General features: G+C 62.2%; 25 protein-coding genes. 18 read left to right on the forward strand and 7 right to left on the reverse strand.

Annotation, left to right across the window (positions count from 1 at the left end; genetic code table 11):
• Positions 1 to 73: 73 nt before the first annotated feature.
• On the reverse strand, positions 74 to 262 hold the full coding sequence (locus tag NMB39_RS14715) for a hypothetical protein (protein ID WP_124356127.1): 189 nt from the start codon (positions 260 to 262) through the stop codon (positions 74 to 76).
• A gap of 59 nt (positions 263 to 321) precedes the next feature.
• Positions 322 to 498: a con-10 family general stress protein gene (locus tag NMB39_RS14720; protein WP_043050189.1), complete on the reverse strand. Its 177-nt coding sequence runs from the start codon at positions 496 to 498 to the stop codon at positions 322 to 324.
• 305 nt (positions 499 to 803) lie between these two features.
• Here NMB39_RS14720 and NMB39_RS14725 point away from each other — a divergent pair, with 305 nt between their 5' ends.
• The 14 genes from NMB39_RS14725 to NMB39_RS14790 all read left to right on the forward strand — a co-directional run bounded on the left by NMB39_RS14725 (position 804) and on the right by NMB39_RS14790 (position 14,508).
• A complete protein-coding gene (locus NMB39_RS14725) occupies positions 804 to 1,025 on the forward strand; it encodes a PLDc N-terminal domain-containing protein (protein WP_043050188.1) in 222 nt (73 codons plus the stop codon).
• Positions 1,026 to 1,153: 128 nt separating this feature from the next.
• Positions 1,154 to 2,947, forward strand: a complete 1,794-nt coding sequence (locus NMB39_RS14730; protein ID WP_494340556.1) for a thiamine pyrophosphate-requiring protein — start codon at positions 1,154 to 1,156, stop codon at positions 2,945 to 2,947.
• A gap of 76 nt (positions 2,948 to 3,023) precedes the next feature.
• The gene (locus tag NMB39_RS14735; protein ID WP_057022281.1) at positions 3,024 to 3,680 is read left to right on the forward strand and encodes a cytochrome c3 family protein; all 657 of its coding nucleotides are present in this window, start codon (positions 3,024 to 3,026) and stop codon (positions 3,678 to 3,680) included.
• The gene (locus tag NMB39_RS14740) at positions 3,677 to 6,565 is read left to right on the forward strand and encodes a TAT-variant-translocated molybdopterin oxidoreductase (RefSeq protein ID WP_494340555.1); all 2,889 of its coding nucleotides are present in this window, start codon (positions 3,677 to 3,679) and stop codon (positions 6,563 to 6,565) included. Before NMB39_RS14735 ends, NMB39_RS14740 begins: the two co-directional genes overlap by 4 nt.
• A complete protein-coding gene (gene nrfD / locus NMB39_RS14745; protein ID WP_494340554.1) occupies positions 6,555 to 7,919 on the forward strand; it encodes an NrfD/PsrC family molybdoenzyme membrane anchor subunit in 1,365 nt (454 codons plus the stop codon). The genes NMB39_RS14740 and nrfD overlap by 11 nt, the downstream gene beginning before the upstream one ends.
• Complete coding sequence (locus NMB39_RS14750) at positions 7,912 to 8,436, forward strand: quinol:electron acceptor oxidoreductase subunit ActD (protein WP_367235734.1); 525 nt, start codon at positions 7,912 to 7,914, stop codon at positions 8,434 to 8,436. Before nrfD ends, NMB39_RS14750 begins: the two co-directional genes overlap by 8 nt.
• The gene (locus NMB39_RS14755; protein WP_494340553.1) at positions 8,433 to 8,966 is read left to right on the forward strand and encodes a c-type cytochrome; all 534 of its coding nucleotides are present in this window, start codon (positions 8,433 to 8,435) and stop codon (positions 8,964 to 8,966) included. The genes NMB39_RS14750 and NMB39_RS14755 overlap by 4 nt, the downstream gene beginning before the upstream one ends.
• Complete coding sequence (locus NMB39_RS14760) at positions 8,963 to 9,961, forward strand: hypothetical protein (protein WP_494340552.1); 999 nt, start codon at positions 8,963 to 8,965, stop codon at positions 9,959 to 9,961. Before NMB39_RS14755 ends, NMB39_RS14760 begins: the two co-directional genes overlap by 4 nt.
• Positions 9,951 to 10,319 carry a hypothetical protein gene (locus tag NMB39_RS14765; RefSeq protein ID WP_494340551.1) on the forward strand — a complete coding sequence of 123 codons (369 nt, stop codon included), beginning with the start codon at positions 9,951 to 9,953 and terminating at the stop codon, positions 10,317 to 10,319. Before NMB39_RS14760 ends, NMB39_RS14765 begins: the two co-directional genes overlap by 11 nt.
• The gene (locus NMB39_RS14770) at positions 10,309 to 11,109 is read left to right on the forward strand and encodes an SCO family protein (protein ID WP_057022288.1); all 801 of its coding nucleotides are present in this window, start codon (positions 10,309 to 10,311) and stop codon (positions 11,107 to 11,109) included. Before NMB39_RS14765 ends, NMB39_RS14770 begins: the two co-directional genes overlap by 11 nt.
• Entirely contained in the window at positions 11,106 to 12,038 is a 933-nt protein-coding gene (gene coxB / locus NMB39_RS14775) for a cytochrome c oxidase subunit II (RefSeq protein WP_057022289.1), read from the forward strand. Before NMB39_RS14770 ends, coxB begins: the two co-directional genes overlap by 4 nt.
• Positions 12,035 to 13,633: a cytochrome c oxidase subunit I gene (locus NMB39_RS14780; RefSeq protein ID WP_057022290.1), complete on the forward strand. Its 1,599-nt coding sequence runs from the start codon at positions 12,035 to 12,037 to the stop codon at positions 13,631 to 13,633. The genes coxB and NMB39_RS14780 overlap by 4 nt, the downstream gene beginning before the upstream one ends.
• Positions 13,620 to 14,252 carry a cytochrome c oxidase subunit 3 gene (locus NMB39_RS14785; protein WP_306957948.1) on the forward strand — a complete coding sequence of 211 codons (633 nt, stop codon included), beginning with the start codon at positions 13,620 to 13,622 and terminating at the stop codon, positions 14,250 to 14,252. Before NMB39_RS14780 ends, NMB39_RS14785 begins: the two co-directional genes overlap by 14 nt.
• Position 14,253: 1 nt before the next feature.
• Positions 14,254 to 14,508, forward strand: a complete 255-nt coding sequence (locus NMB39_RS14790) for a hypothetical protein (RefSeq protein WP_057022292.1) — start codon at positions 14,254 to 14,256, stop codon at positions 14,506 to 14,508.
• On the opposite strand, the gene NMB39_RS14795 is transcribed toward NMB39_RS14790, so the two are convergent.
• Positions 14,480 to 16,792: an FdhF/YdeP family oxidoreductase gene (locus tag NMB39_RS14795; protein WP_494340550.1), complete on the reverse strand. Its 2,313-nt coding sequence runs from the start codon at positions 16,790 to 16,792 to the stop codon at positions 14,480 to 14,482. The two genes, NMB39_RS14790 and NMB39_RS14795, sit on opposite strands and share 29 nt — an antisense overlap.
• A 198-nt stretch (positions 16,793 to 16,990) precedes the next feature.
• Here NMB39_RS14795 and NMB39_RS14800 point away from each other — a divergent pair, with 198 nt between their 5' ends.
• On the forward strand, positions 16,991 to 17,170 hold the full coding sequence (locus tag NMB39_RS14800) for a hypothetical protein (RefSeq protein ID WP_124356126.1): 180 nt from the start codon (positions 16,991 to 16,993) through the stop codon (positions 17,168 to 17,170).
• A 38-nt stretch (positions 17,171 to 17,208) separates the two neighbouring features.
• Here NMB39_RS14800 and NMB39_RS14805 read toward each other — a convergent pair whose 3' ends face one another.
• Together NMB39_RS14805 and NMB39_RS14810 are read right to left on the reverse strand one after the other, a co-directional pair.
• Positions 17,209 to 17,490, reverse strand: a complete 282-nt coding sequence (locus NMB39_RS14805) for a hypothetical protein (RefSeq protein ID WP_057022294.1) — start codon at positions 17,488 to 17,490, stop codon at positions 17,209 to 17,211.
• 42 nt (positions 17,491 to 17,532) lie between these two features.
• Positions 17,533 to 17,985, reverse strand: a complete 453-nt coding sequence (locus tag NMB39_RS14810; protein WP_057022678.1) for a hypothetical protein — start codon at positions 17,983 to 17,985, stop codon at positions 17,533 to 17,535.
• A gap of 192 nt (positions 17,986 to 18,177) precedes the next feature.
• On the opposite strand from NMB39_RS14810, the gene NMB39_RS14815 reads away from it, so the two are divergent.
• Positions 18,178 to 19,110, forward strand: coding sequence for a cupin (locus tag NMB39_RS14815; protein WP_494340549.1), 933 nt, complete (start codon positions 18,178 to 18,180; stop codon positions 19,108 to 19,110).
• A 1-nt stretch (position 19,111) separates the two neighbouring features.
• On the opposite strand, the gene NMB39_RS14820 is transcribed toward NMB39_RS14815, so the two are convergent.
• Both NMB39_RS14820 and NMB39_RS14825 read right to left on the reverse strand, forming a co-directional pair.
• A complete protein-coding gene (locus tag NMB39_RS14820; RefSeq protein ID WP_494340548.1) occupies positions 19,112 to 20,014 on the reverse strand; it encodes a LysR family transcriptional regulator in 903 nt (300 codons plus the stop codon).
• Between the two features lie 55 nt (positions 20,015 to 20,069).
• A complete protein-coding gene (locus tag NMB39_RS14825; RefSeq protein WP_494340547.1) occupies positions 20,070 to 20,723 on the reverse strand; it encodes a helix-turn-helix transcriptional regulator in 654 nt (217 codons plus the stop codon).
• A 198-nt stretch (positions 20,724 to 20,921) separates the two neighbouring features.
• Here NMB39_RS14825 and NMB39_RS14830 point away from each other — a divergent pair, with 198 nt between their 5' ends.
• Both NMB39_RS14830 and NMB39_RS14835 read left to right on the forward strand, forming a co-directional pair.
• Positions 20,922 to 22,343 (forward strand): MFS transporter, encoded by a 1,422-nt coding sequence (locus tag NMB39_RS14830; RefSeq protein ID WP_198718984.1) that lies wholly within the window; start codon positions 20,922 to 20,924, stop codon positions 22,341 to 22,343.
• A gap of 25 nt (positions 22,344 to 22,368) precedes the next feature.
• On the forward strand, positions 22,369 to 23,715 hold the full coding sequence (locus tag NMB39_RS14835; RefSeq protein WP_494340546.1) for a DUF6687 family protein: 1,347 nt from the start codon (positions 22,369 to 22,371) through the stop codon (positions 23,713 to 23,715).
• The last annotated feature ends 3 nt before the right edge of the window (positions 23,716 to 23,718 follow it).

Below are 23,718 nucleotides of genomic sequence, written 5' to 3' on the forward strand. Positions count from 1 at the left end.
TAACTATCAAGTTAAAGGTTGTTTTGCAGTCTTGCTCAGACTAATTACAATGTGCCGCCTTTATGAGCGGTGGTTATAAGCGCTTTTCGCATAAAGGTAGCGCGCGCTCAGTACCAACGGTGATTTCAGCCTGTTTGGCAACCTGCAAGTGTTCATAACATGAGTGCGGGTTCGAACGCACTGCCGTTTTCGGTTCGGTTCGTCCTTCCATAATAGCCTCACGAGATAAGTCGTCAGGCTGCACATCAACTGGCGCTTGCATGTTCAACTCCTTACTGTCGAAAAGAAGGGGCGGCACTGCCGCCCCCACCGTCGCGTCAATTACGACTTGCGGCCGCCGCCATGGCTTTGTTGCCCACCTTTACGGCCGGCTTCCGACGCCTTTTCACGGTCGTTGGCAAAGTTGCCGCCAGATGCCTGGCCACCTTTCCTACCCGCCTCGGAAGCTTTTTGTTGATCGTTGGCGAAGTTTCCAGGGTTTTTATTACTTGTGGTCATGATCGTTCTCCAAAAGTAAGTGTCGTTTCGCTAGTTGCCCATTGATGCAGCGGGCATTTACTTCGAGAAGAGCGACCGCGAAAACGTTTTGAAAATTTTTCGGCGCGGCGATGAATGGTAGTGCAGTGCAAAAAACTTGTACAAGTCAGCGCTAATTCGTGCCGCTTCGTATAACTTTTGCGATCCATTCAAGCGCGCCGAAACTGAGCCCATAGGGTAAACGGCCGCTTCGCTTAGTTGCCTTTATATTGAACCTCTCGCACTCGCCCTTGACCTAACTTGCATCACTGACCTGGAGGTGCAGCATGCAAACCACGTATTTCTGGATAGGCCTGGCAGTCATCCTCGTATTACTCGACCTGTGGATCATCAACAGCGTATGGCGCAGCGACAAAACCTCGGGCACCAAGGCCGGATGGACTGCCCTGGTGGTGGTGTTGCCATTTGTCGGCGCGGTGATATGGAGCGTGGCCGGGCCCCGTGGCGTAACCAAAGGCCCGTCGTCGCCGGAACACAGCAAGGGGTGAAAGCGGTAACGGCGCGCTGATCCGAATATGCGCAAATGAAGCTGAACTAACCCTGGCAGCGTGCCCTCGCAAGACTATGCACGACGGCAGGGACTTCTATTCTCTGAAATAAAGGAGAAAACAATCCGATGACAATGACAGTAGGCGACTTTCTGGTTGAACGGCTCAGCGAGTGGGGCGTAACGCGTATTTTCGGTTACCCCGGCGACGGTATCAACGGGGTGTTCGGCGCCTTGAATCGGGCCAAGGGCAAAATCGAATTCGTCCAGGCGCGCCATGAGGAAATGGCCGCTTTCATGGCCTCGGCCCATGCCAAGTTCACCGGCGAACTGGGGGTATGCATCGCCACCTCCGGCCCGGGCGCTGCGCATTTACTCACCGGCCTGTATGACGCGCGTATGGACCACATGCCGGTGCTGGCTATTGTTGGGCAGCAGTCCAGGGCCGCACTGGGCAGTCATTACCAGCAGGAACTGGACCTGCTCTCGATGTTCAAGGATGTCGCCGGGGCTTTTGTGCAACAGGCCTCGGTCCCGGCGCAGGTGCGCCATCTAGTGGACCGCGCGGTGCGCACCGCTGTGGGCGAGCGCAGGGTCACCGCGATCATCCTGCCCAACGATCTGCAGGAGCAGCCTTACGAAGCGCCAGCCCGAGCCCATGGCACTGCGCATTCCGGCGTCGGCTACACCAAGCCCAGGGTACTGCCCTATGCCAATGACCTGGAGCGCGCCGCCGAGGTGCTGAACGGCGGCGAAAAGGTCGCCATCCTAGTTGGCGCCGGTGCCTTGGGAGCCACCGATGAAGTCATCGCCATTGCCGAGGCGCTGGGCGCCGGAGCCGCCAAAGCCCTGCTCGGCAAGGCCGTGCTGCCTGACGACTTGCCTTGGGTCACCGGTAGCATTGGCCTGCTCGGCACCGAGCCCAGCTATAAGCTGATGACCGAGTGCGACACCCTGTTGATGATCGGTTCGGGGTTTCCCTATTCCGAATTCCTGCCCAAGGAAGGCCAAGCCCGTGGTGTGCAGATCGACCTGCAACCGGACATGCTGAGCCTGCGCTACCCCATGGAAGTCAACTTGGTAGGTGACGCCAAGGAAACCTTGGCGGCGCTGCTGCCTTTGCTGGAACACAAGAGCCAGCGCAAGTGGCGCAAGCAGGTCGAAGGCTGGCGTGACAGTTGGGAAAAGACCCTGGAAAAACGCGCCTTGGCCAAGGCCAAGCCGATCAACCCGCAGCGCGTCGTGCATGAACTGTCGCCACGCCTGCCGGACCACGCGATCATCACCTGTGACTCCGGCTCCTGCGCCAACTGGTACGCCCGCGACCTGAAGATCCGCCGCGGCATGCAATGCTCGCTGTCCGGCGGCCTGGCGTCCATGGGCGCCGCCGTGCCCTACGCCATCGCGGCCAAATTTGCCCATCCACAACGCACCGTCGTGGCCCTGGTGGGGGATGGCGCGATGCAGATGAACAACCTGGCCGAATTGATCACTGTGGCCAAGTATTGGCGAAAGTGGCAAAGCCCGAAGTGGATCTGCGCCGTGTTCAATAACGAAGACCTCAACCAGGTCACCTGGGAGCAGCGGGTCATGGAAGGCGATCCGAAGTTCGAAGCCTCGCAGAATATTCCCGATGTGCCGTACCACCTGTTCGCCATTTCCCTGGGGCTCAAAGGCATCTTCGTCGAGCATGAAGACGACGTCGCCGCGGCGTGGGAACAGGCGCTGGCATCGGACATCCCGGTGCTGATCGAATTCAAGACCGACCCCAACGTGCCGCCACTGCCGCCGCATATCAAGCTGGAGCAGGCGAAGAAGTTTGCCTCCACATTGCTTCAGGGGGATCCGCAGGAGGCCGGGGTAATCGTGCAAACCGCCAAGCAGGTGCTGGCCAGCGTATTGCCGGGTGGTGCGAAGAAATAGGCGGGCTATGCCAATAATCAACGGCTGCGCGCTGGCGCAGCCGTCGCTGTAAGGACATGGATATGAGAATCCGGCGATGACGCAGATTTTCAGTCGCTCGGCCGACACCTGGTTGCGCGTGGGACTGCTGTTACTCATCGTCGGCCTCTCGGGAGGCTTGCTTGTGGCATTGACCCTGGAGAGCACCGATTACCGCACTGGACGCAACTGGGTGGTTGAACAGCCCTTGCCCTTCAGTCATGCCCACCATGCCGGCGAACTGAAGATTGATTGCCGCTACTGCCACAGCGCGGTGCAGACCTCGGCCATGGCCAGCCTGCCAGCCACCGAAACCTGCATGAGCTGCCATTCCCAGGTATGGAAAAACGCCGACGTGCTCGAACCGTTGCGCAAGAGCCTGCGTGAACATAAACCCTTGCACTGGCAGCGCGTCGTTGAATTGCCGGACTACGTGTACTTCCATCACGGCGTGCATGTAAATGCCGGGGTGGGCTGCAATGAATGCCATGGCCGGGTGGACCGTATGCAACTGCTGTTCAAGGCGCAGCCGTTGAACATGGGCGAATGCCTGGCCTGTCACCGTGACCCGGCACCGCACTTGCGCCCTCCAGAGCAAGTGACCAACCTGCAATGGCACACCGATGAGGATCGACGCCAGTTGGGTGAGCGACTGATGCGTGCACGCGGTATCGAGGTGAAGGGCCTTACCGATTGCGGGGTCTGTCATCGATGAGCGCGCCACTGGACTTTGTCGCTTTGCGTGGGCAGCTCGCCGGACTCAAGGGCCGGGCCTATTGGCGCGGGCTTGAGGCACTGTCTGCGTCCCCCGAGGTGCAGGCGCTGATGGAGGCCGAGTTTCCCGGGGTAGCGCCGTTGCTGGACCGCCGCGGTTTCCTGCAACTGATGGCCGCCTCCCTGGCAATGGCGGGGCTGGCGGCGTGCGGCAAAGCCCCGGAACAAGCCATTACCGCCGTTCACCAGCCGGCCACCCTGACCCCCGGCGTGGCGGCCTGGTATGCCACCGCCGTGTCATTGGCTGGCGTGGCACAACCGGTATTGGCCAAGACCCAGGCCGGGCGCCCGATCAAGCTGGAGGGCAACCCAGCACATCCAATGTCTGGCGGTGCCTGTGATGCCTTCACCCAGGCGGCGATCCTGCAGCTCTACGATCCTGATCGCTCCCAGGCACCCCGCTGGCAGGGCCGCGAAACCAGTTGGGCGCAGGTGCGCGCAGCGCTGTCCCAGGAGCGGCAGGCGTTGGATCGCCTTCACGGCAAAGGCTTGCATATCGTCTGCGGCGCCAGCAGTTCGCCGACCCTCCAGCGCCAGTTCGAGCAACTGCAAAAACGTTGGCCCGAGGCGCGGCTGTATCACGGCGAAGCCTTTGCCGAGACCACCGCCATGGTCGCCAGCGAACAGCTGTTTGGTCAGCCGCTGACGGCGCGCGTGCACTTGGAGCATGCCCAAGTGCTGGTATGCCTGGACTATGACCCCTTGGGCTGCGGCCCCTACCAGACTGTGCGGCAGAGCGGCTGGGCCGAGCGCCGGCGCCGGGCCGCTAAAGGCGAGGGTGCGGCCTTGTCGTTCGTGGCTGAAAGCGTTCCGACTCTCACTGGAGCCGCCGCCACGGCACGCTTGCCGATGCCACCGTCACGCCTGCCGGACATGCTACTGGCCTTGAGCCAGGCCCTGGGCGAAACCCTGCCGGGCACGCCGCGCCTGACGGCGGCGCAGCGCCAGTGGCTGGACCTGGCCGTGGCGGCGCTCAAGGCGCATCCGGGGCGTGGGCTGATCGGCATCAGCTCCCAGGCACCCGAAGCCTTGCAAGCGCAGGTCTTGCGCCTGAACCAGCGCCTTGGCCACCTGGGGCGAACCCTGGACTTGCAAGCCCCAAGCCTGCTGGGCTACGAGCCTCAACGCCAATGGGCGTCGCTGCAACAGCTGGCCCAAGCGCTGCAGGAGGAACGCGTGAGCCATCTGGTCATGCTCGACTGCAACCCGGTACAGCTGTCAGCGTTGCCGGCCCAATTGCAGCAAGTTCCCATGCGCCTGCACGCAGGGCTTTACTACGACGAAAGCGCCGCGCAGTGCCATTGGCACTTGCCGCTCAACCATGGGTTGGACGGCTGGAGCGATGCCCGCGCAGCGGATGGCAGCGCCTGTATCGTCCAGCCATTGATCGAGCCGCTGTATGCGACACGCACGCTGCACCAGGTGCTCGAGTTGCTGATGAGCGCCGCCGAGGCCGATGGCTTGGCGCTTGTACGGGCCACCTGGGCGCACATTCCCGAGGCGCAATGGCGCCAGGCCCTGGCGCAGGGTTGGATCGAAACTGCCGCGCCGTCGGTGGCGGTGCGCAACCCGGGCACAGCGGCTGCGTCGCTGGCCCTGAGTGACAGGGACGGCCTGCAAGCGCTGGTGCGTCCCGACCCGACTATCTGGGATGGGCGGTTTGCCAATTGCGCATGGTTGCAGGAATTGCCCAAGCCCATCAGCACTCTTACCTGGAGCAATGTGGTCGGGCTTTCCCCGCGCCTGGCCGAGCGATTGGGCGTGGGCAATGGCGACGGGGTCGAGGTGAGCCTGACCGGCCAGACCCTGCGTGGCCCGGCTTGGGTTGAACCAGGCCAGGCCGATGAGGTAATCGCCTTGTATGCCGGCTACGGTCGAACCCGCGCCGGGCGGGTCGGCAATGACCTGGGGTACGCCGTCAGGCCGATTCAGGCACTTGCGGCCGACGCCAAGCTGCGGGTCACGGGGGAGCACTATCGGTTGGCCACGACCCAGGCCCATCACCAGCTCCCCGATGAAGACGAGCCGCCCATCCGCGTAGTCGCGCGCGATGCGCCGCACCTGCCAGGCCAAACCATCCCCGTGTCGCTCTACAGCCCGGCTGCCGACAGTGGCCCGCAGTGGGGCATGGTCATCGACCTGGACCTGTGTACCGGCTGCAATGCCTGCGTCGTCGCCTGCCAGGCCGAGAACAATATCGCCGTGGTAGGCGCCGAACAGGTCGCCCGGGGCCGCAACATGCACTGGCTGCGGATCGACCATTACTACCAGGGCTCCCTGGATGCACCGCGCTCGCGCTTCCAACCTTTGCCCTGCATGCATTGCGAACAGGCGCCCTGCGAAACCGGCTGCCCGGTCAACGCCACCGTGCACAGCCGCGATGGCCTCAACCAGATGGTCTACAACCGCTGCATCGGCACCCGCACCTGCGCCGCTTATTGTCCGTACAAGGTTCGTCGCTTCAATTGGCTGGACTGGAGCGCCAACGCCGCACCGTCGATCCAGGCCCAGCGTAACCCTGAGGTCACGGTGCGCTCCCGGGGAGTCATGGAGAAGTGCACTTACTGCATCCAACGCATCAGCGCCGCACGAATCGAAGATAAACAACAGGCCGCAGCCTTTGATCCGTCCGGCGTGGTCACCGCCTGCCAGCAGACATGCCCCAGCCAGGCGATCAGGTTTGGGGACATTGCCGACCCCGCCAGTGATGTCAGCCAGGCGCGCCGGGACCCACGCCATTACCGCTTGCTCGACGCCCTCGGCACCCGGCCACGCACCAGCTACCTGGCGCGTATCGAAGAGGAGGGCACTGGCGATGCAAGCTGAGCCGCTGCTGCACGACACCGCGCATTTTCTGCCCAAGGATCTGAGTGATGCGCAGGTGTCGCGGCAGGTGTTCGGGCCGTTGCAGCAGTTCCCCCGGCCAGTGGCCTGGCGCTGGTTATTTGGTCTGGGCGTCGCGCTGTTGCTGATGTACCTGGGTTGCGCCGCCGTGTTGTTGGCCGGTGGCATTGGCCTGTGGGGTAATGATCAGCCGGTGCATTGGGGGTTCGGCATTCTCAATTACATCTGGTGGCTGGGCATCGGCCACGCGGGCACCTTTATCTCGGCGTTGCTGCTGCTGATCGAGCGACCTTGGCGACATACTCTCAATCGCTTGGCGGAGCTGATGACGTTGATGGCAGTGATCTGCGCCGCGCTGTACCCGATCCTGCACCTGGGCCGCCCGTGGCTGTTCTACTGGACCATGCCTTATCCGAACGAAATGGGCCTGTGGCCGCAGTTCAAGAGCCCGACCGCCTGGGACATGTTTGCCATCCTGTCTTACCTGACGGTATCGCTGCTGTTCCTGTGGGTCGGTGCCATTCCGGACTTCGCCACTGCCCGTGACCGCGCCAGCACACGGATGCGACAAGTCTTTTACGGCTTGCTCGCATTGGGCTGGCGTGGCTCGCAGCGCCACTGGGCGTTGTGGCGACAGGCCACGCGGGTCTTGGCGCTATTGGCGATACCGCTGGTGTTCGCGGTGTCGAGCGGCTACTCGTTTCTGCTGACCATGGGCACCCAGAGCGGCTGGCACTCGACCTTGTTCCCCGCGTATTTCGTCGCCGGCGCGGTGTTTTCCGGATTCGCCATGGTGGCATTGCTGGCGATTGTGGTGCGCTGGATGCTGTGTATTGAAAGCCTGATCACCGTCCGCCACCTGGACATGCTTGGCCGCCTGTTGCTGGCCACCGGCTGGCTGACGGCCTACGGCTATCTGGCCGACCTGTTCATGCCGTTCTACAGCGGCGACCCCCATGAAATCGACGTATTGCTCACCCGTCTCGGCGGCCCGCACGCCTGGAGTTTCTGGTTGGCCATCCTGTGCAATGTCGGGGTGCTTCAAGCGCTGTGGTGGCGTCAGGTACGGCGGCACCCGTCACGCTTGGCCCTGGTGGCCGTCGCTGTGTTGCTGGGCATGTGGGCCGAGCGCTTCATGTTGCTGGTGCCGACCCAAACCCGGGACCTGTTGGTGTCCAGCTGGGGCGATTATTCACCGACACGCTGGGACTGGGCGCTGTTCGTGGGCAGCTTCGGTATGTTCCTGGTGCCCTATAGCTTGTTTTTGCGCTATCTGCCCATGGTTTCTGCGTTTGAGGTCAAGCAGGCGCTGCATCAGGAGCGCGGCGATGACTGAGTGCCTGGGGTTGCTTGCCCGATACCCTGCGCCACGGCCCTTGGTGGATACCGGCCTGCGCGCCTGGGAGCTGGGTTATCGACGCCTGGATGGGTTCGCGCCCTTTGGGTTGGAGGCCCTGGAGCCGGTACTCGCCGCCAGGGCCAGCCGTGTGCCACCCATGGCTTGTGTGGGCGCAGTGGTAGGCGTGGTAGTGGCGCTGCTGATGCAGATTGGCGCTGTGTGGGTTTACCCGTTGAATGTCGGCGGGAGGCCCTTGGTGGCGCTGCCGTTGCTGCCAGTCGTGACCTTCTTGTTTGCCGTGGTATTCGCCGCAGTCGCAGCGGTGCTCACGGCCTTGATAGGCATGGGCCTGCCACGTCTGCATCACCCGTTGTTTGCAAGCCAGGGCTTCGAGCACGCCTGTGACGACGGCTTCTTCTTGTTTATCGATGCCTGCGACCCGTTGTTCGATCTTCAACGGACCCGCGCCTTGTTGGCCGAGCAGGCCCTCAGCGTGCACGAGGTGCAGCCATGAAACCCTGGCTATGGGGGCTGGGCCTGGCGCTGCTGTGCAGTGGCTGCGATGACATGTCACGCCAGGCCAAAATGCTGGAGCAACGGCCCGGCGCCTTATACGCCGATGGCCTGAGCACCCGCCAACCGCCTGCCGGCAGCGTGGCGCGCGGGCAATTGCAGCGGGAGGCGACCGTGCAGCAGCGCCCGCTGATGAGTGCGGCGTTGCTTGCCCGGGGTGAGGAGGGCTACCGGGTGTTTTGTACTCCCTGCCATGGCCTCGGCGGCCACGGCGACGGTCTAGTGGTCGGGCGTGGTTTTCCCGCGCCGCCGGCCTTTACCGAGCCGCGGTTGTTGCACGCCAGCGACGCTCGGCTGATGCAGGTCATCGCCCAGGGCCACGGCTTGATGCAGGGCTATGAATCGCGCATCCAGCCCGATGAGCGATGGGCCATTGTTGCTCACCTGCGGCTGCTGCAATTGAGCCAGCGTGCCGCACTCGACAGCTTGCCGCCGCCACTGCGCCAGGCGTTCGAGGACCAAGCCCAATGAAAGGGCTGCTGCGGCTTGGCGTTGTCGCTGCCTTGGGGCTCGCGCTGCTCGGGCTGTGGCAACCGGCGTGGGTGGGGGCTGGCGCGCTGGCGGCGGCGGTGAATGCCAGCAGTATTGTGCTGGGGTGCCTGCTGCTCACATTGTTGACGCCCTTGATCAGTGGCCGCTGGCAAGCGCTTCTGGCCCCCGGCAGCCGCCTGGGTTCGGGCGCGGTGGTGTTGATCGTGCCGATGATGCTGCCGGTCATGCTGGCGATGGCCTGGGTGTATCCCTGGGTCGGCCAGGACCTTGAGGGTTTTCGCGGCCTGTGGTTATCACCTGGGTCTTCCGTGCTACGCACGCTGGTGTATGGCGGTCTGGCCTGGTGGATACGCGGTTGGGCAGGCCGGCGCAGCGCGATGGGGCTGATTATCTATGCGCTGGTGGCCAGCCTGGCAGCGGTGGATTGGGTGATGTCCCTGCTGCCGGGGTTTGTCTCCAGCCTGTTCGGGCTGTTGTTGATTGCCCGGCAGATGATCGACGGCCTGGCGTTCGCCGGTTTGTGCGTGTTGTGCTGGAACGTGGTGCTGTTGCCGGCGCGGCAATGCGTGATATTGCGCGGCCTGCTGGTCGGGGCGCTGGCGTTCTGGGTGTATGTGCACTTTATCCAGTATCTGATTATCTGGTCGGTCGACCTGGCCCATGAAACCCACTGGTATCGCCTGCGCCAACCCGGGTTGTGGGGCGTGCTGAGCGCGTTGCTGATGGTTGGGCAACTGGCTTGCCTGGCGCTGCTCGCCTCACCCTGGGGCACGCGGATGTGGGCGTTGCAGTGGGGCTGTGCGGCGATCCTGCTGCTGGGCGCAGTCGAGTCGATCTGGATCACCTTGCCGTCGATCTTCCCCGAGGCAGCCGGCGGCACAGTGCTGACCGCCGTGCTTTGCCAGGGTGTCTACGCCATTGGCCTGGGCGCCTGGTGGCATCGGCAATGGCAAAGGGGGCGCCATGACTGCTGATTACCAACCCAACCGCTTTGACGGCAAAAAAGCCGGGCGCGTGATCCTGTTGTTGTGCATGGCAATCGCGTTGGTGCTGGGCGGCGTCGCCTGGTTGTTAGGCAGCTATCGCCAGCACGTGCGCCAGCCCCCCATGAGCAGCCTGGAAAGCCAACGCGTGCTGCCACCCGAGCCGCGTTTGCAAGCCAACCCGCGGCTCGCCGGCGAACAGCAAATCGTGCGCCAACGGCTGCAACTCGACAGTTACGGCTGGGTCGACCGCACGCAGGGCATTGTCCACCTGCCCCTGGAGCAGGCCCGGCAGTTGCTGCTCGAGCGCGGCTGGCCCACGCCCGAGGAGGTCGTCCATGGGCATTGAACGCGCACTTCTGACGCTGTTGCTGCTGTGTACGCTGTTGTCGCAACAGGGCCTGGCCCAAGGTTTCGATCCCTTTGCCGCCGCGGGTATCGACAGCAGCCGAGTGGGTAGCCCACTGGCACTGGACAGCCGTTTCACCGATCAACAGGGGCGCTCCGTGCGCCTTGGGGATTTACTCAAGGGCCAACCGACGCTGTTGGTACCGTTGTATTTCCGTTGTCCGAATGTCTGCGGGGCGGCTCTCACGACCTTGTTCAGTCAACTGGCCAACCAACCCTATCGACTGGGGCGTGACTTCCAGGTGATCGCCTTCAGCTTCGACCCCCGCGAAGACCCCAGCGCTGCCCGGGAAGAACTGGCCAAGCTCAGCCAGCACTGGCCCACGCTGGCCAACGCCGCCGGCTTGCACCTGCTCACCGGTGATGCCGCCGCGAGCCACGCCTTGGCCGACTCCATCGGCTTCGGCTATCGCTTCGACCCGGGGCAACAGCAGTACGCCCACAGTTCAGCGGTGGCCGTGGTGACCGCGGATGGACGGCTGTCGCGCTGGCTCTATGGCCTGGGCTATCAAGCCAGCGATTTGCGCCTGGCGCTGACTGAGGCGGGGCAGGGCAAGCTTGGCGCGATCAAGGAGCAACTGTTGCTGCTGTGCTACCACTACGACCCACAGAGTGGCACCTATAGCAGCCGGATCATCCTGCTGTTGCAGGTGGCGGGAACGGCGACGGTGCTGCTGCTCGGCCTGTTTATTGCGGTGACCGTGCGGCGTGAACGGCGGGGGATGGGATGAACGAACAGTTCCTGCGCCTTTGGCCGGCGCAAGCCTCGGACTACGCGGTCTCGGTAGATTGGCTGGTGATTGGCTTCACCGCGATGATGGCTTTGTTTGTGCTGCCGGTGTTCGTCGCGTTGTGGGTGTTTATCTGGCGCTATCGGCGCGGTCGTCCGGCGGATCGCGACCACCGTCCGCAAAGCAACCTGCCCATCGAACTGGCGTGGATTATCCTGCCGTTCATTGGCTCGTTGGTGGTGTTTCTGTTTTCCGCACGGTTGTTCTTCATTGCCCGCACGCCGCCGGACAACGCCCTGCAAGTGCAGGTCACCGCCCGGCAATGGATGTGGAAATTCCAGCACCTGGGCGGGCAACGCGAAATCAACACGCTGCATGTGCCCGCCAGGCGCCCTATAAAGTTGACGATGATTTCCGAGGACGTGATCCACAGCCTGTTTTTCCCCAGCCTGCGCATCAAGCAGGATGTGCTGCCGGGGCGCTACAGCATGTTGTGGTTCCAGGCCGAACACAGCGGCACCTATGAGGTGTACTGCGCCGAATACTGTGGCACCGACCATGCCGCCATGCTTGCGCGCCTGGTGGTGCTGGACCCGGCCGACTACGAACGCTGGCTGAGCGACAACGGCAGTGCTGCCGACCTCGTCAGCCAGGGCGAGACGCTGTATCGCCAATACGGCTGCGGCAGCTGCCATGATTCGGGCAACGCGCCGCCCCTGGCAGGTGTATTCAACCGCACGGTACAACTGGCCGACGGCAGCCAGGTCAAGGCCGATGAAGCGTATCTGCGCGACAGCATCCTGCTGCCGCAAAAACAGCAAGTGGCGGGTTATCTGCCGATCATGCCGACCTACAGCAACCTGTTGGACGAAGAAGCCGTGCAGCGCCTGGTGGCCTATCTGCGCGCACTGCCCGGAGAAACTCGATGAGCCCACCCAGCTATCTGCATGCCCAGGGGCTGCGCGCCTGGTTGTTGACCGGCGACCACAAGCGTATCGCGGTGTTGTACATGCTCACCGTGACCTTCTTTTTCTTTGCCGGCGGGCTGGCGGCCAGCCTGATCCGTATTGAGCTGGTCACCGCCGAAGGCGACCTGCTGACCGCCGACGGCTACAACCGGGCGTTCACCCTGCACGGGGTGATCATGGTCTGGTTCTTTCTGATTCCTTCGATCCCCAGTGTGTTCGGCAACTTCCTTGTGCCCATCATGATCGGCGCCAAGGACATGGCATTCCCGCGCCTGAACCTGTTCAGCTGGTACCTGCTGCTCGGCGGTGGCCTGTTCACCCTGCTTGCGCTGCTGCTGGGCGGGGTCGACACCGGTTGGACCTTTTACACACCGCTGTCGACCATGTTCAGCAACGGCCACGTGGTGGCGGTGATCTGCGGCGTATTCATCGCCGGGTTTTCGTCGATCTTCACCGGTATCAATATCATCGTGACCGTCCATACCTTGCGTGCGCCGGGCATGACCTGGATGCGCCTGCCACTGTTTATCTGGTCGATGTATGCCACCTCGATCATCCTGGTGCTGGCCACGCCGGTGCTGGCGATCACCCTGTTGCTGGTGGCCGCCGAGCACCTGTTCAATATCGGTGTGTTCGACCCGAACCTGGGCGGCGATCCGCTGCTGTTCCAGCACCTGTTCTGGTTCTACAGCCATCCGGCGGTGTACATCATGATCCTGCCGGCCATGGGGGTGGTCAGTGAGCTGATCACGGCGGCTGCGCACAAACGCATCTTCGGCTACCGCTTTGTCGCCTGGTCCAGCGTGGCCATCGCAGTGATCGGCTTTCTGGTATGGGGCCACCATATGTTCGTGGCCGGGCAGTCGATGTATGCCAGCCTGGTGTTCTCGCTGTTGAGCTTCCTGGTGGCCATTCCATCGGCGATCAAGGCATACAACTGGAGCGCCACGCTGTACAAGAGCGACCTGACCCTGCATGCCCCTTTCCTGTTCGCCCTGACCTTTATCGGCCTGTTCATCATCGGCGGGGTAACCGGGCTATTCCTGGCGCTGCTGGCGGCGGACCTGCATGCCCACGATACCTATTTTGTGGTCGCGCACTTCCACTACATCATGGTCGGTGCGGCAGTGGCAGGCTACTTCGGTGCGCTGCATTTCTGGTGGCCGAAAATCACCGGCAGGCTCTACTCGCAGCTGTGGGGCAAGATCACAGCGATCCTGATTTTCTGCGGGTTCAACCTGACGTTCTTCCCGCAGTTCCTGCTCGGCTATCTGGGCATGCCCCGGCGCTACCACAGTTACGATGCGGATTTTCAGTTCCTCAATGTGCTGTCATCGGCCGGTGCGTCGATCCTGGCGTTGGCCTATGTGCTGCCGTTCTTCTATTTGCTGGGCTCGCTGCGCTGGGGCGAGCGGGCCCCAATCAACCCTTGGGAGGCCGCCGGGCTTGAGTGGCGCGTGGCCTCACCGCCGCCAACGCACAATTTCGCCGGCCCGGTGAGCGTGGATTTCGAAGCCTACGACTATTCCCCCGAGGCCCGCCGTGATCCGCTTTGATGAGCGGCCCGCCGCGCCTTTTGCAGCCTTTGCCCAGCAACGCGATGCCGCACGCCTGGGCATGTGGCTGTTCCTGGCCAGCGAAGCGATGATGTTCGGCAGCCTGATCCTGGTGGCGTGGTTCTTGCGCTTGCAGCATCCCGATGGCGTAGCCCAGGCAGTGGCGAAGCTGCATTACCTGCTTGCGTCGGCCAACACCGTGCTGTTGCTGACCAGCAGCCTGCTGATGACGCTGGCGATGGCTGCCAAACGCCCGCATCGGATACGTCGACACCTGCTCGGCGCGGCGCTGCTTGGCTTGCTGTTCCTCGGGCTCAAGGGGGTTGAATATGGCCTGGAATGGCAGGAAGGCGTGCTGCCCGGCTTTAGCCAGGGCGCACCGTGGCAACTGCCCTCGGCGCAACTGTTCATGAACCTGTACCTGCTCGCCACGGCACTGCACGGCGTGCATGTGCTGGTGGCCGTCGGCCTGGCGCTCTGGCTTTACCGCGCCCTGGGGCGCTGCGCGCTGGCGCCTCGGCAAGCCTCGACGCGCCTGGAGATGACCGCGCTGTATTGGCACCTGGTGGATGCCATCTGGATTGTGCTGTTCCCCACGCTGTATTTGGTCGGGCGCTGAGATGAGCAGGGCGGGCGCGGTCAAGGTGTATGCCGGGTTGCTGCTGTTGCTGGCGTTGCAGCTGGCTTGCGCGCTGTACTGGCCGCGGCTGGGGGCGGTGATCATGCTTGCCGCCGCCGCGCAGTGCCTGTTGCTGTTGTGGTTTTACCTGGGCCTTTACCGTCATCGCGGCTGGGCGCGGCTGTTTGGTTGGGTCTACCTGTTGTGGCTGCTGGTGATGGTGGTATTTATCCTCGGGGAAGTGGCGACGCGCTGAGCCTGACCGGCACCGATTTGGCCGCCGGCACCTTGCTGCGTTCGGCATGGTGCCAGAGCGGCACCAACGGGTTGCATTCCGGATAGTAGGCCGCAGCGCAACCTTCGGGAATGTCATAGGCAATGATCTCGAACGGCCCGACCTGGCGCTTGACCTCAGGCTCGATGGCGGTGGTCAGCATGACCCGCTGGCCGACCGCGAAGCCCAGGCGCACGATGTCGTTGCAGTGCATGAAGATGACTTCGCGGGTTCCGCTGACCCCGCGAAAACGGTCCTCATAACCATAAATAGTGGTATTGAACTGATCATTGCTGCGCAGCGTCATCAGTTGCAGTACGTCACGTGCAGGTTGCGCAAGGTTCGCGTCATCGTCTTCGGCCAGGGTGACAGGGGTAATGAACTGCGCCTTGCCGGTCGGGGTCAGCCACTGGCGCTCGGCAGCAGCAATCGGCCGATGGAAGCCGCCGGGCTCGGCCATGCGGGTTTCCATGTCATGGAAGATCTGCGGGTAGACGCGGCCAATGGCCGCCCTGACCTTGGCATAATCGGTGCTCCAGGCTTGCCAGTCGATGGTGTTGCCAGGGGGCAGGGTAGCCATGGCCAGGCCAGCCACAATGCTCGCCTCTGCGCGTACGTGCGGGCCCACCGGCTCGGCGCTGCCGCGCCAGCCATGAATGCAGCCGGTGCTGTCTTCGGTGGTGTAGGTTTGTGCAACGCCATTCTGGCGGTCGATTTCGATACGGCCCAGGCACGGTAGCAGCCACATGTTAGCGGCCGGCAGCAGGTGGGTGCGGTTTAGCTTGGTCGCCACCTGTACATTCAGGTGCAGTTGCTGCCAGGCCGGCTCCATGCGCGAGGTGTCCGGAATCGCCCGCAGGAAATTGCCACCCAGGCCGATAAAGCCGCGCACGCGCCCCTCGAGAATGCCTTCGCAGGCATCCACCGTACACAGGCCCATTTGTTGCGGCACCTTGAAACCGAAGTGCTGCTCGATCAGCTCCACGGGGACTTTTTTCGGGTCTTCGGTGATGCCGACCGTGCGTTGGCCCTGCACATTGGAATGCCCCCGCACCGGGCAGATACCCGCGCCTGGTTTGCCGATATTGCCGCGCAACAGCAGCAGGTTGACCAGCATCTGCACATTGGTCACCCCATGCCGATGCTGGGTGAGCCCCATGCCATAGACAAACATCACGCGCTGGCACCTGGCATAGACGGTCGCAGCCGCCTCCAGTGCGCCACGGGTGAGGCCACTTTTATGTTCCAACTGCGCCCAGGAACAACGCCGCACGAAAGTGGTGAAGCCTTCGAAACCTTCGGTGTGGCTGGCAATGAAGTCGTAATCGAGCACGGCGGGCGTGCCTTGCTCGGTTGCCCGCTCATCCATTTCCAGCAGGGCTTTGGCGATGCCGGTGATGGCCGCCGTATCCCCGCCAATGGCGACTTGGTGATACTGGGTACTGATCAAGGTCGAGTCGGGCGTGAGCATTTCGCTCGGCGACTGTGGATTGACGAAGCGCTCCAGGCCGCGCTCGCGCAAGGGGTTGAAGGTGATGATCGGCACGTCGCGCCGGCGCACGTCCTGCAATTGATGCAGCATGCGCGGGCTGTTGCTGCCCACGTTCTGGCCGAAGAAAAACACGCCGTCGGTATGCTCGAAGTCGGCCAGGGTCACGGTGCCGACTGGCACGCCGATGCTTTCCTGCAACCCCACGGACGTGCTCTCGTGGCACATGTTCGAGCTGTCGGGCAGGTTGTTGCTGCCGTAGGCACGGGCGAACAACTGGTACATGAACGAGGTTTCCAAAGAAGCCCGCCCGGAGGCGTAGAACACCACGCTGGCAGGGTCCATCGCCTTGAGTTGCGCGCCGATATCCCGGTAGGCTTCTTCCCAGGACGTTGGCTGGTAACGGTCACTTTGCGGGTCATAGCGCAGCGGATGGGTAAGGCGGCCATGCTGTTCAAGCGCGTAATCCGACCATTGGCGCAACTCACTCAAGGTGTGCGCGGAGAAAAAACCTGGGTCGGTCTTGCGCGACGTCAGTTCCCAGGCCGTGGCCTTGGCACCGTTCTCGCAGAATTCGAGCAGGTGAGGGCGCCCGGGCTTGGCCCAGGCGCAGCTCACGCAGGCAAAACCGTCAGGTTTGTTCTGTTTGAACAACGCGCCAGGCGCCTTGGCCACTACCTGTTCGCGCCAGAGAATGTTCATCACCGACTTGGCCGAGCCCCACCCTCCGCTGGCATGGGTGTAGGGCTGGTAATGGCTCTTGGGATAAATAAGCATCAGGCGCTCCCGTACTCGGCTGGATAACCTTGGGACGGGATGAATACCGCAAAGGTTCGAGCCGATTGCCGGACGGAGACTGCCGTTTGTCTGTGGGGGGCTATCGCAAGTGAACCCCGGGACATCGATTGTCCTCCACAGGCTTGTATGCCCGAAAACGCAATCGACGGGCGCATCTGCGCGCTCGAGGAGGGAGGTATGAACAAGCCGTCATCGCCAGGGCCAGGCACCCATGCCGGGCAAAAAGTACGCCCTGATACGGCAAAACGAAACGATAAGTCCGAGGACCCGAATGTCGAGCGCCCTTGGGAAGCGGATGTGGACCAGGGCGGCGTAGCCCCTGGCGGGCCGTCCAAGGACCCTGAATCAGGCGCATGACCGACGGCCCTGTACGGGCAGGGCCGCCAGCAGCGATTTTAATCGTCCACAGTGAACGTGACCCAGCCCGGCCCATCGGTGGGTCTTTGAATCTCAACAATCACCCCGCTTACAGAGGTGCCGTCGGGCAAATTGACCGTCACGAAGTTCGGGTGGCCTGGCCACTCAAGCGTGGTATCGAATGCCAGGCGCACCACGGTGGGTTTACCGCTGCTGCTCATGTGGATGTCTACCGAGTCATTCAGGCATTCATCGGAGCCGGTGCCTAGATGGCGTGATGCGGTGATGACACTTGCAGAACCTTCATAGTCGTAAGACATACTTGCGTACCTTTCGTATTAAGAGTGCGGGGGCGCAGGCAGTTATCTGCGGCGTTGAGTGCTCATTCGACAGGCACGCGCAATCGCAATGCCGGCTACCAGCAAGGCGGCGCCTGTTGCAATCAGTAAGTAGGGTGGCTGACTGGTTTTTCTCCTGCCGGCCCCTTCCCGGCGTTGACTGGCCGGTGCGGATTCAGGCGCCTGCGTGGGGGCATCGACCTGCATTTCCTGCAGTTTCAGGCGTGCGCCATCGTTCAACACCAGGGTCAGGTCTTCGATAGTGCCGGCGACCCGATCGGGAAACACCGGCTCGCCGTTGGCATCCAATTCGTCATACAGGAACTTCTGGCCTTCCAGCCATCCCACCGCAGTCATCAGCTCGGGACCGAGGTAGTACTTTCCATCCAGGAAGAATCCACCGAAATTCTTCGTGCGCTCCAGGTTTTGCACGGTGTAGCGCTGGCCGGGTCTCATTCCGGTTGCTGAGTCGATCATGCTGACTTCCTCCATTTACATGTCCTGCGATAGAGGAGGTTGGGTAAATGATCGTTCAATCCAAATGACCGAAAGGCACCACAACGCTTGCCAGCGTTCCCATCTTGCACAACTGCTGTGCAGCTCCAGGGGTTAATCCGCTGAGCCGCCATGCCTATAGTTCCCTCACTAGCGCAGACCGAGGTGAGCCTGATGAACCGTGAATCGCAACCCGCACCAAGCGACATGAACCAAGTGGACGCCGAGTACTTCGAATACAGCAAGGCGGCCAACCCCATCAGCGCCAATCTCATCCCGCGGATTCCCTACCACAGCTTTCCTGCCTCGTTGTATGCCAGCGGCCCCTCGCGGGTGATACCGCTGGACCTCAGCGACGCCCTGGGCTGTGAAGGGCCGGCGACCGGGCCCGGGCTGTGCGCGAACTTCATGCGTCTTAATCGGGGCGACACCCTCAGCCTGCAACCGAATGCGACCTCCCAGGTGTTCTACGTGATTGCCGGGGAGGGCAGCGTGGTCCAGGGGGCATATGAGATTCAATGGTCCAAAGGCTGCTTTATCGCCTTGCCCGGCTTGCAGGCGGCGCACTTTCGCGCAAGCCAGGATGCGCGTCTTTACTATGTGCACGATGAACCATTATTGCGGTATCTGGGGGTGACACGCAGCGCAGATCGTTTTACGCCGACGCTGTACCCCGCGGCACTGGCCAACGCAAAACTGCGTGAAGCTGCGGATGATCCCCGTGCGCAGGACCGCAGCCGCATCAGCATTCTGCTGGGCAATCGCAACTTCCCGCAGACCCGCACGGTGACCCATGTGCTGTGGGCAATGTACGGGATCCTGCCGGCGGGCTCGGTGCAGAAACCCCATCGGCATCAGTCGATTGCGCTGGACTTCATCATTGATTGCCCGGTGGGGTGCTACTCCCTGGTAGGCACCGAGCTGGATGCGGATGGGCAGATCCGCAACCCGCAGCGGGTGGATTGGTCGCCGGGCCTGGCGTTTGTCACACCGCCTGGGTACTGGCACGCGCACTTCAATGAATCAGACACCGAGGCGTTCTTGATCCCGATCCAGGATGCCGGGCTGCAAACCTATCTGCGCGCCCTGGATATCCGTTTCAGCTGAATCATTTCCAGTTCGGTGCCTGGCCCAGTCGCTCAACGATGAAGTCGATAAAACACCTGACCTTGGACGACACGATGCGCTTGGGCGGGTAGACAAACCACACGGCAAAGGCCCGCCCGACATCGCGAACGCGCCACTGCGGCAACCACACCACAAGCTCGCCGGCGTCGATGCTGCGGGCCACCAGCCAATCCGGCAGCAACGCAAAGCCCAGGCCTTGGCGCGCAGCGATCAACTGCGCGTCGAGGTCGTTGATGCGAATACAGGCGGCATGCATCAGCGGTAACGCCAGGTCGCCGTTCACAAAGGTGATAGCGCTGGAAGTCGTACCCACTACGGCAGGCAAGCCGGCCAGGTCGGTGGGCGTTGACGGGGGCGGGTACTGCATCGCGAACGCCGGACTGGCCACCACATAGTACCGGCCGTCACTGAGTTTGCGGGCCTTGAGCGTGGAATCGGCCAGCGCGCCAATGCGAATGGCGAGGTCGACGCCGGCATGGATCAGGTTGACCTGGGCGTTATCCAGCACCAGCTCCACGCTGATTTGCGGGTAGCGCACGCGAAAATCGTTCAAGGCCGGGAGGATGTGATGCCGGGCAAATGCCGGCGGCAGGTTGAGTTTCAACAAGCCTCGGGGCTGCTGGTTCAACGCCGAGGTGGCGGCCTTGGCGTGTTCCAGCTCATCCAGCACCCTGCGAGCGTGCATCAGGAAGGTCTGGCCACCTTCCGTCAGGTGCAGCGTGCGAGTGGAGCGGTTGAACAACGCGATGCCCAGGTCTTGCTCAAGATCCTTCACGTAGCGCGACACCGTGGACGCCTTGATGCCCAGGCGCTCGGCAGCGCGGGAGAAATTATTGCCTTCGGCAGCTTCGACGAAGGCGGTGAGGGCGGCGAAATAGTCCAAGGGCAGCCTCGTTGTCGAGCATGGCGCAATTAAAGGGCGACAGGGGAAGGGCGGCTCACATGCGCGGCTGGATGCTGTAGACGCAACGCCGATCCCCGGAAATCAGGTATTCACAACGCTCGACCACGACGCCGTCGCCCAGGGCTGCGCGGAATATCTGCAGTTCCGACCGGCAGAAGCCCTGGCATTTGCGGGCCGCCGCGCAGATCGGGCAGTGGTTTTCGATCAGCAGCCAGCCGTCGCCCGCCGCCTCCATTTGCGCCATGTAGCCGGCACGTTCACGGATGCCCACCAGGATGCGTACCTTTTCTTCCAGGGATGAGGCTTTCTCGCAGGCTTGGAGGTATTCGCGGCGATTGGTGGTTTCCATGCTGGCGATTATTTTCTCGACCCCCTCGGTGCCGAAAACCCCTTCGATGGATTCGATCAGGTGCAGGGTCAACACGCTGTGGGCGTCCGGAAACTTGCCGTGGCCGGTATCGGTCAGCGCCCATCGCAGGGACGGCCGGCCGGCGCCGCTGGTCGGTGCGCAAATGCCGGTGATCAACCCTGACGCCTGCAATTTCTGAATGTGCTGCCGGGTGGCTTCGAAGGTCACTTCAAGCAGGGTCGCCAGTTCAGTGGTCTTCAAGGGGCCACGGGTCTTGAGCATGAACAGGATGCGATCGGCTGTGGAGGCCTGGGTGTCGTCGTTAGCTCTGGTGGTCATAGGTTGCGCGTAACCATGGGAAATGAAGGCATCACTGGCGTCCGTCGACTGTGGAGTACCCCATTGCATAAGGGCGAGGGCCTGCCAGCATAGTCAGTTTTGACGGTCAGGAAAATCACTTAAAAAAGGAAGACCAATTACACAAGGTTTATCTTTTGTAATACAGTGATCCCAGGTTAATCAGACTTGGATATCAGGATGACATCTACTACAGGTTGGTCAGCGCTACTCCTTGGGAAGAACGGATTACGCTCTGCGGCGTTGGCGGGAGGCGTCGCACTTCACGCCATCAACGTCTATCTGGTGACAACCATACTGCCGTCAGTGGTAGCCGATATCGGTGGGCTGGACTACTACGCCTGGAACACGACCTTGTTTGTGGTCGCCTCGATCATTGGCTCGGTGCTGTCCACCAAGTGCCTCACGGCCCTGGGCGCCAGGGCCGCGTATGTCTGGGCCGGGGTGATCTTTGCCATTGGCAGCGGGGTGTGCAGCCTGGCGCCGGATATGGCGGTCATGATTCTTGGCCGCACTATTCAAGGCCTGGGCGGGGGGCTGCTGTTCGCGCTGCCTTACGCGATGATTCGTCTGGTGTTCGCCGAGCCCTTGTGGCCACGGGCGATGGCGCTGATCTCAGGCATGTGGGGTGCTGCAACGCTGATCGGGCCTGCGGTGGGCGGGGTATTCGCCGAGTACGATGCCTGGCGCGCCGCATTCTGGGCCCTGATTCCGGTCACCGCGTTGTTCATGGTACTGGCCTGGGCACTGCTACCGAAGAAAAGCGCGGATACCTCCCGGCCTGTAGGGGTGCCGTGGGCGCAACTGGTGCTTCTGAGCGCCGTGGTGTTGGCCATTTCGGTCGGCAGTATCAAGCCTGAGGCGATCTACAGCGTGCTCGGCCTGGCCGTGGGTTTCTTGCTGCTCTATTTGGTTTATCGCGTAGAGGTCCGCTCGACTTGGCGCTTGATGCCCAAGGGCGGCCTGGCTGCCCGCGGTGCGTTACTGCCGCTTTACGTGTCCATGAGCCTGATGGTGATCGGCATGACCAGCGAAGTCTTTGTGCCGTATTTCCTGCAAGTCTTGCACCTGCAGACACCGTTGCTGGCGGGCTATATCAGTGCGTTGATGGCGGCGGGCTGGACCTTGGGGGCGCTTTACAGTTCCGGGCTGAAATCCACTACAGCGCTGCGTGCCATTGGCATCGCGCCGTTCTTCATTGTTGCCGGCTTGGTACTGGCGTTTGTATTCGTACCACGGTTCGATCCATCACTGCTCAATGTGGCAGGCGTGTGTGCGGGAATGCTCGCGGTCGGTGCCGGGATCGGCCTGGCGTGGCCGCATCTGCTCACACGCGTGCTGGAAAGCGTGGCCGAGGATGAAAAGGAGTTGGCTGGCGCTTCGATCACCACGGTTCAACTGATCGCTACGGCGATCGGGGCCGCATTGGCCGGCATGATCGTCAACCTTGGCGGCTTCTCTTCACCCGGGGGCGTGGCGGGTGCATCGAGTGCCGCAGCCTGGCTCTTTGGGGTGTACGCCGCACTGTCGCTGCTCATATTCGTCAGCGTCCGGCCGGTTATACGAAGCAAAGCCGAGCGCGCAGCGCTGGATGCGGCCTGATTATTTCTTCGAAGGGAGTTCGAGCATGAAGCGCTTGTGTTCATCTGAGTTAGTGGCCGATCCGGATATCGCCGCACAGCTGTCCAGCCTTGAAACCCGAGTACTGGGTAGGCGGGCCATCGGCATCGTCAACAACCACTTCATTGATTTGCCCAGCGCCATCGGGGGCAGTGGGACGGTCTTGAACAATGACGACCCGAGCGATATCCGTCGAGAAAACCTCTCTCGCTTGCGCTATGCCCTCGGCACCAGTGGGGAGCTGGTGCGTGGACCGATCAAGGCAGGTTTCTGTCGCTTGGCCATACCCGCTCGTACGCAGGCTGATCCGGTAGCGGGCATCGAACACGCCATCGGTGGTATCGACCCGGACAGTCCGTTCCGGTATCTACCGCTGGGGCATACCGCACAGGTGCCCAACATCTCGCTGGACTCCATTGATAACGCCGCCACCTTACTGACCCTTTCACATTGGCCATCGAACCACACACCGCAGCGTTATAAAGCCAACCTGTCGACGCAAAGCGCATTCCGTTATCTGCGCGAAGGCAATCCCGTTGGTGAGGCAAGGATTGTCACCAGCGATCATTTCGACTTGGATGGGCTGGCTTCGATTTATGCGTTTCTGTCGCCTGCCAGCGCGCTGCGGCACCAGGACTTGTTGATTGATGTGGCCAGGCTTGGCGACTTCTCCAGGGGAACGTCGCCCCAAGCGTTGAGAGTGGCCTTTACCCTCAATTCATTGGCGGCCCAAGTAAAACGACCGGGCGTACTCGATGCCGATACGGCCTTGCTGCAGACCTACCGAGCGGTGTTGCCGAAGGTGGGCCACGTGTTGGAGCATCCCGGGCAGTACGCCCATTGCTATCTTGAGGGGATGCACCACCTGGCGCGCAGTGAACGCCTGTTGAACCATCCCGATACGCGGCTGGTGGAATACAAGGATGTCGATCTGGCGGTGTTCCATCTGCCGGCTGCGCTCGTTTCGGATCATTTGAACCATCTGCAGCCTTATTTCGGCTTGTCGAACATCGCCTTTCACAACCGGACACGCTGCGGTGTCGTGGCGATTGTCCACGGTGCGGCACTGGAAGTCAGGCAGCGTTACGAGAGCTGGGTGGAGCGTATTTCAGGAATTCCTCGGCCACGTCGGGACCTGGCGATCTTTACCCGGGCCCTTCAACAGGATGAACGCGAAGGCTGTACCTGGCACTACGGCGGCGTGGAAAACATCATGCCGGCGTTGAAATGCGCCAACCCAGGCGCTACGCGGTACTCGAGCGCGATGTTACTGATGGAGCTGAGGCAGTTCCTGGCCGTTGCACCCGTCGCCTGGCGCGGATCGCGCTCAGGTTCGGCGAGCGGGGCAGGTTGAGCG

It is taken from the genome of Pseudomonas sp. FBCC-B545 (assembly GCF_059134095.1).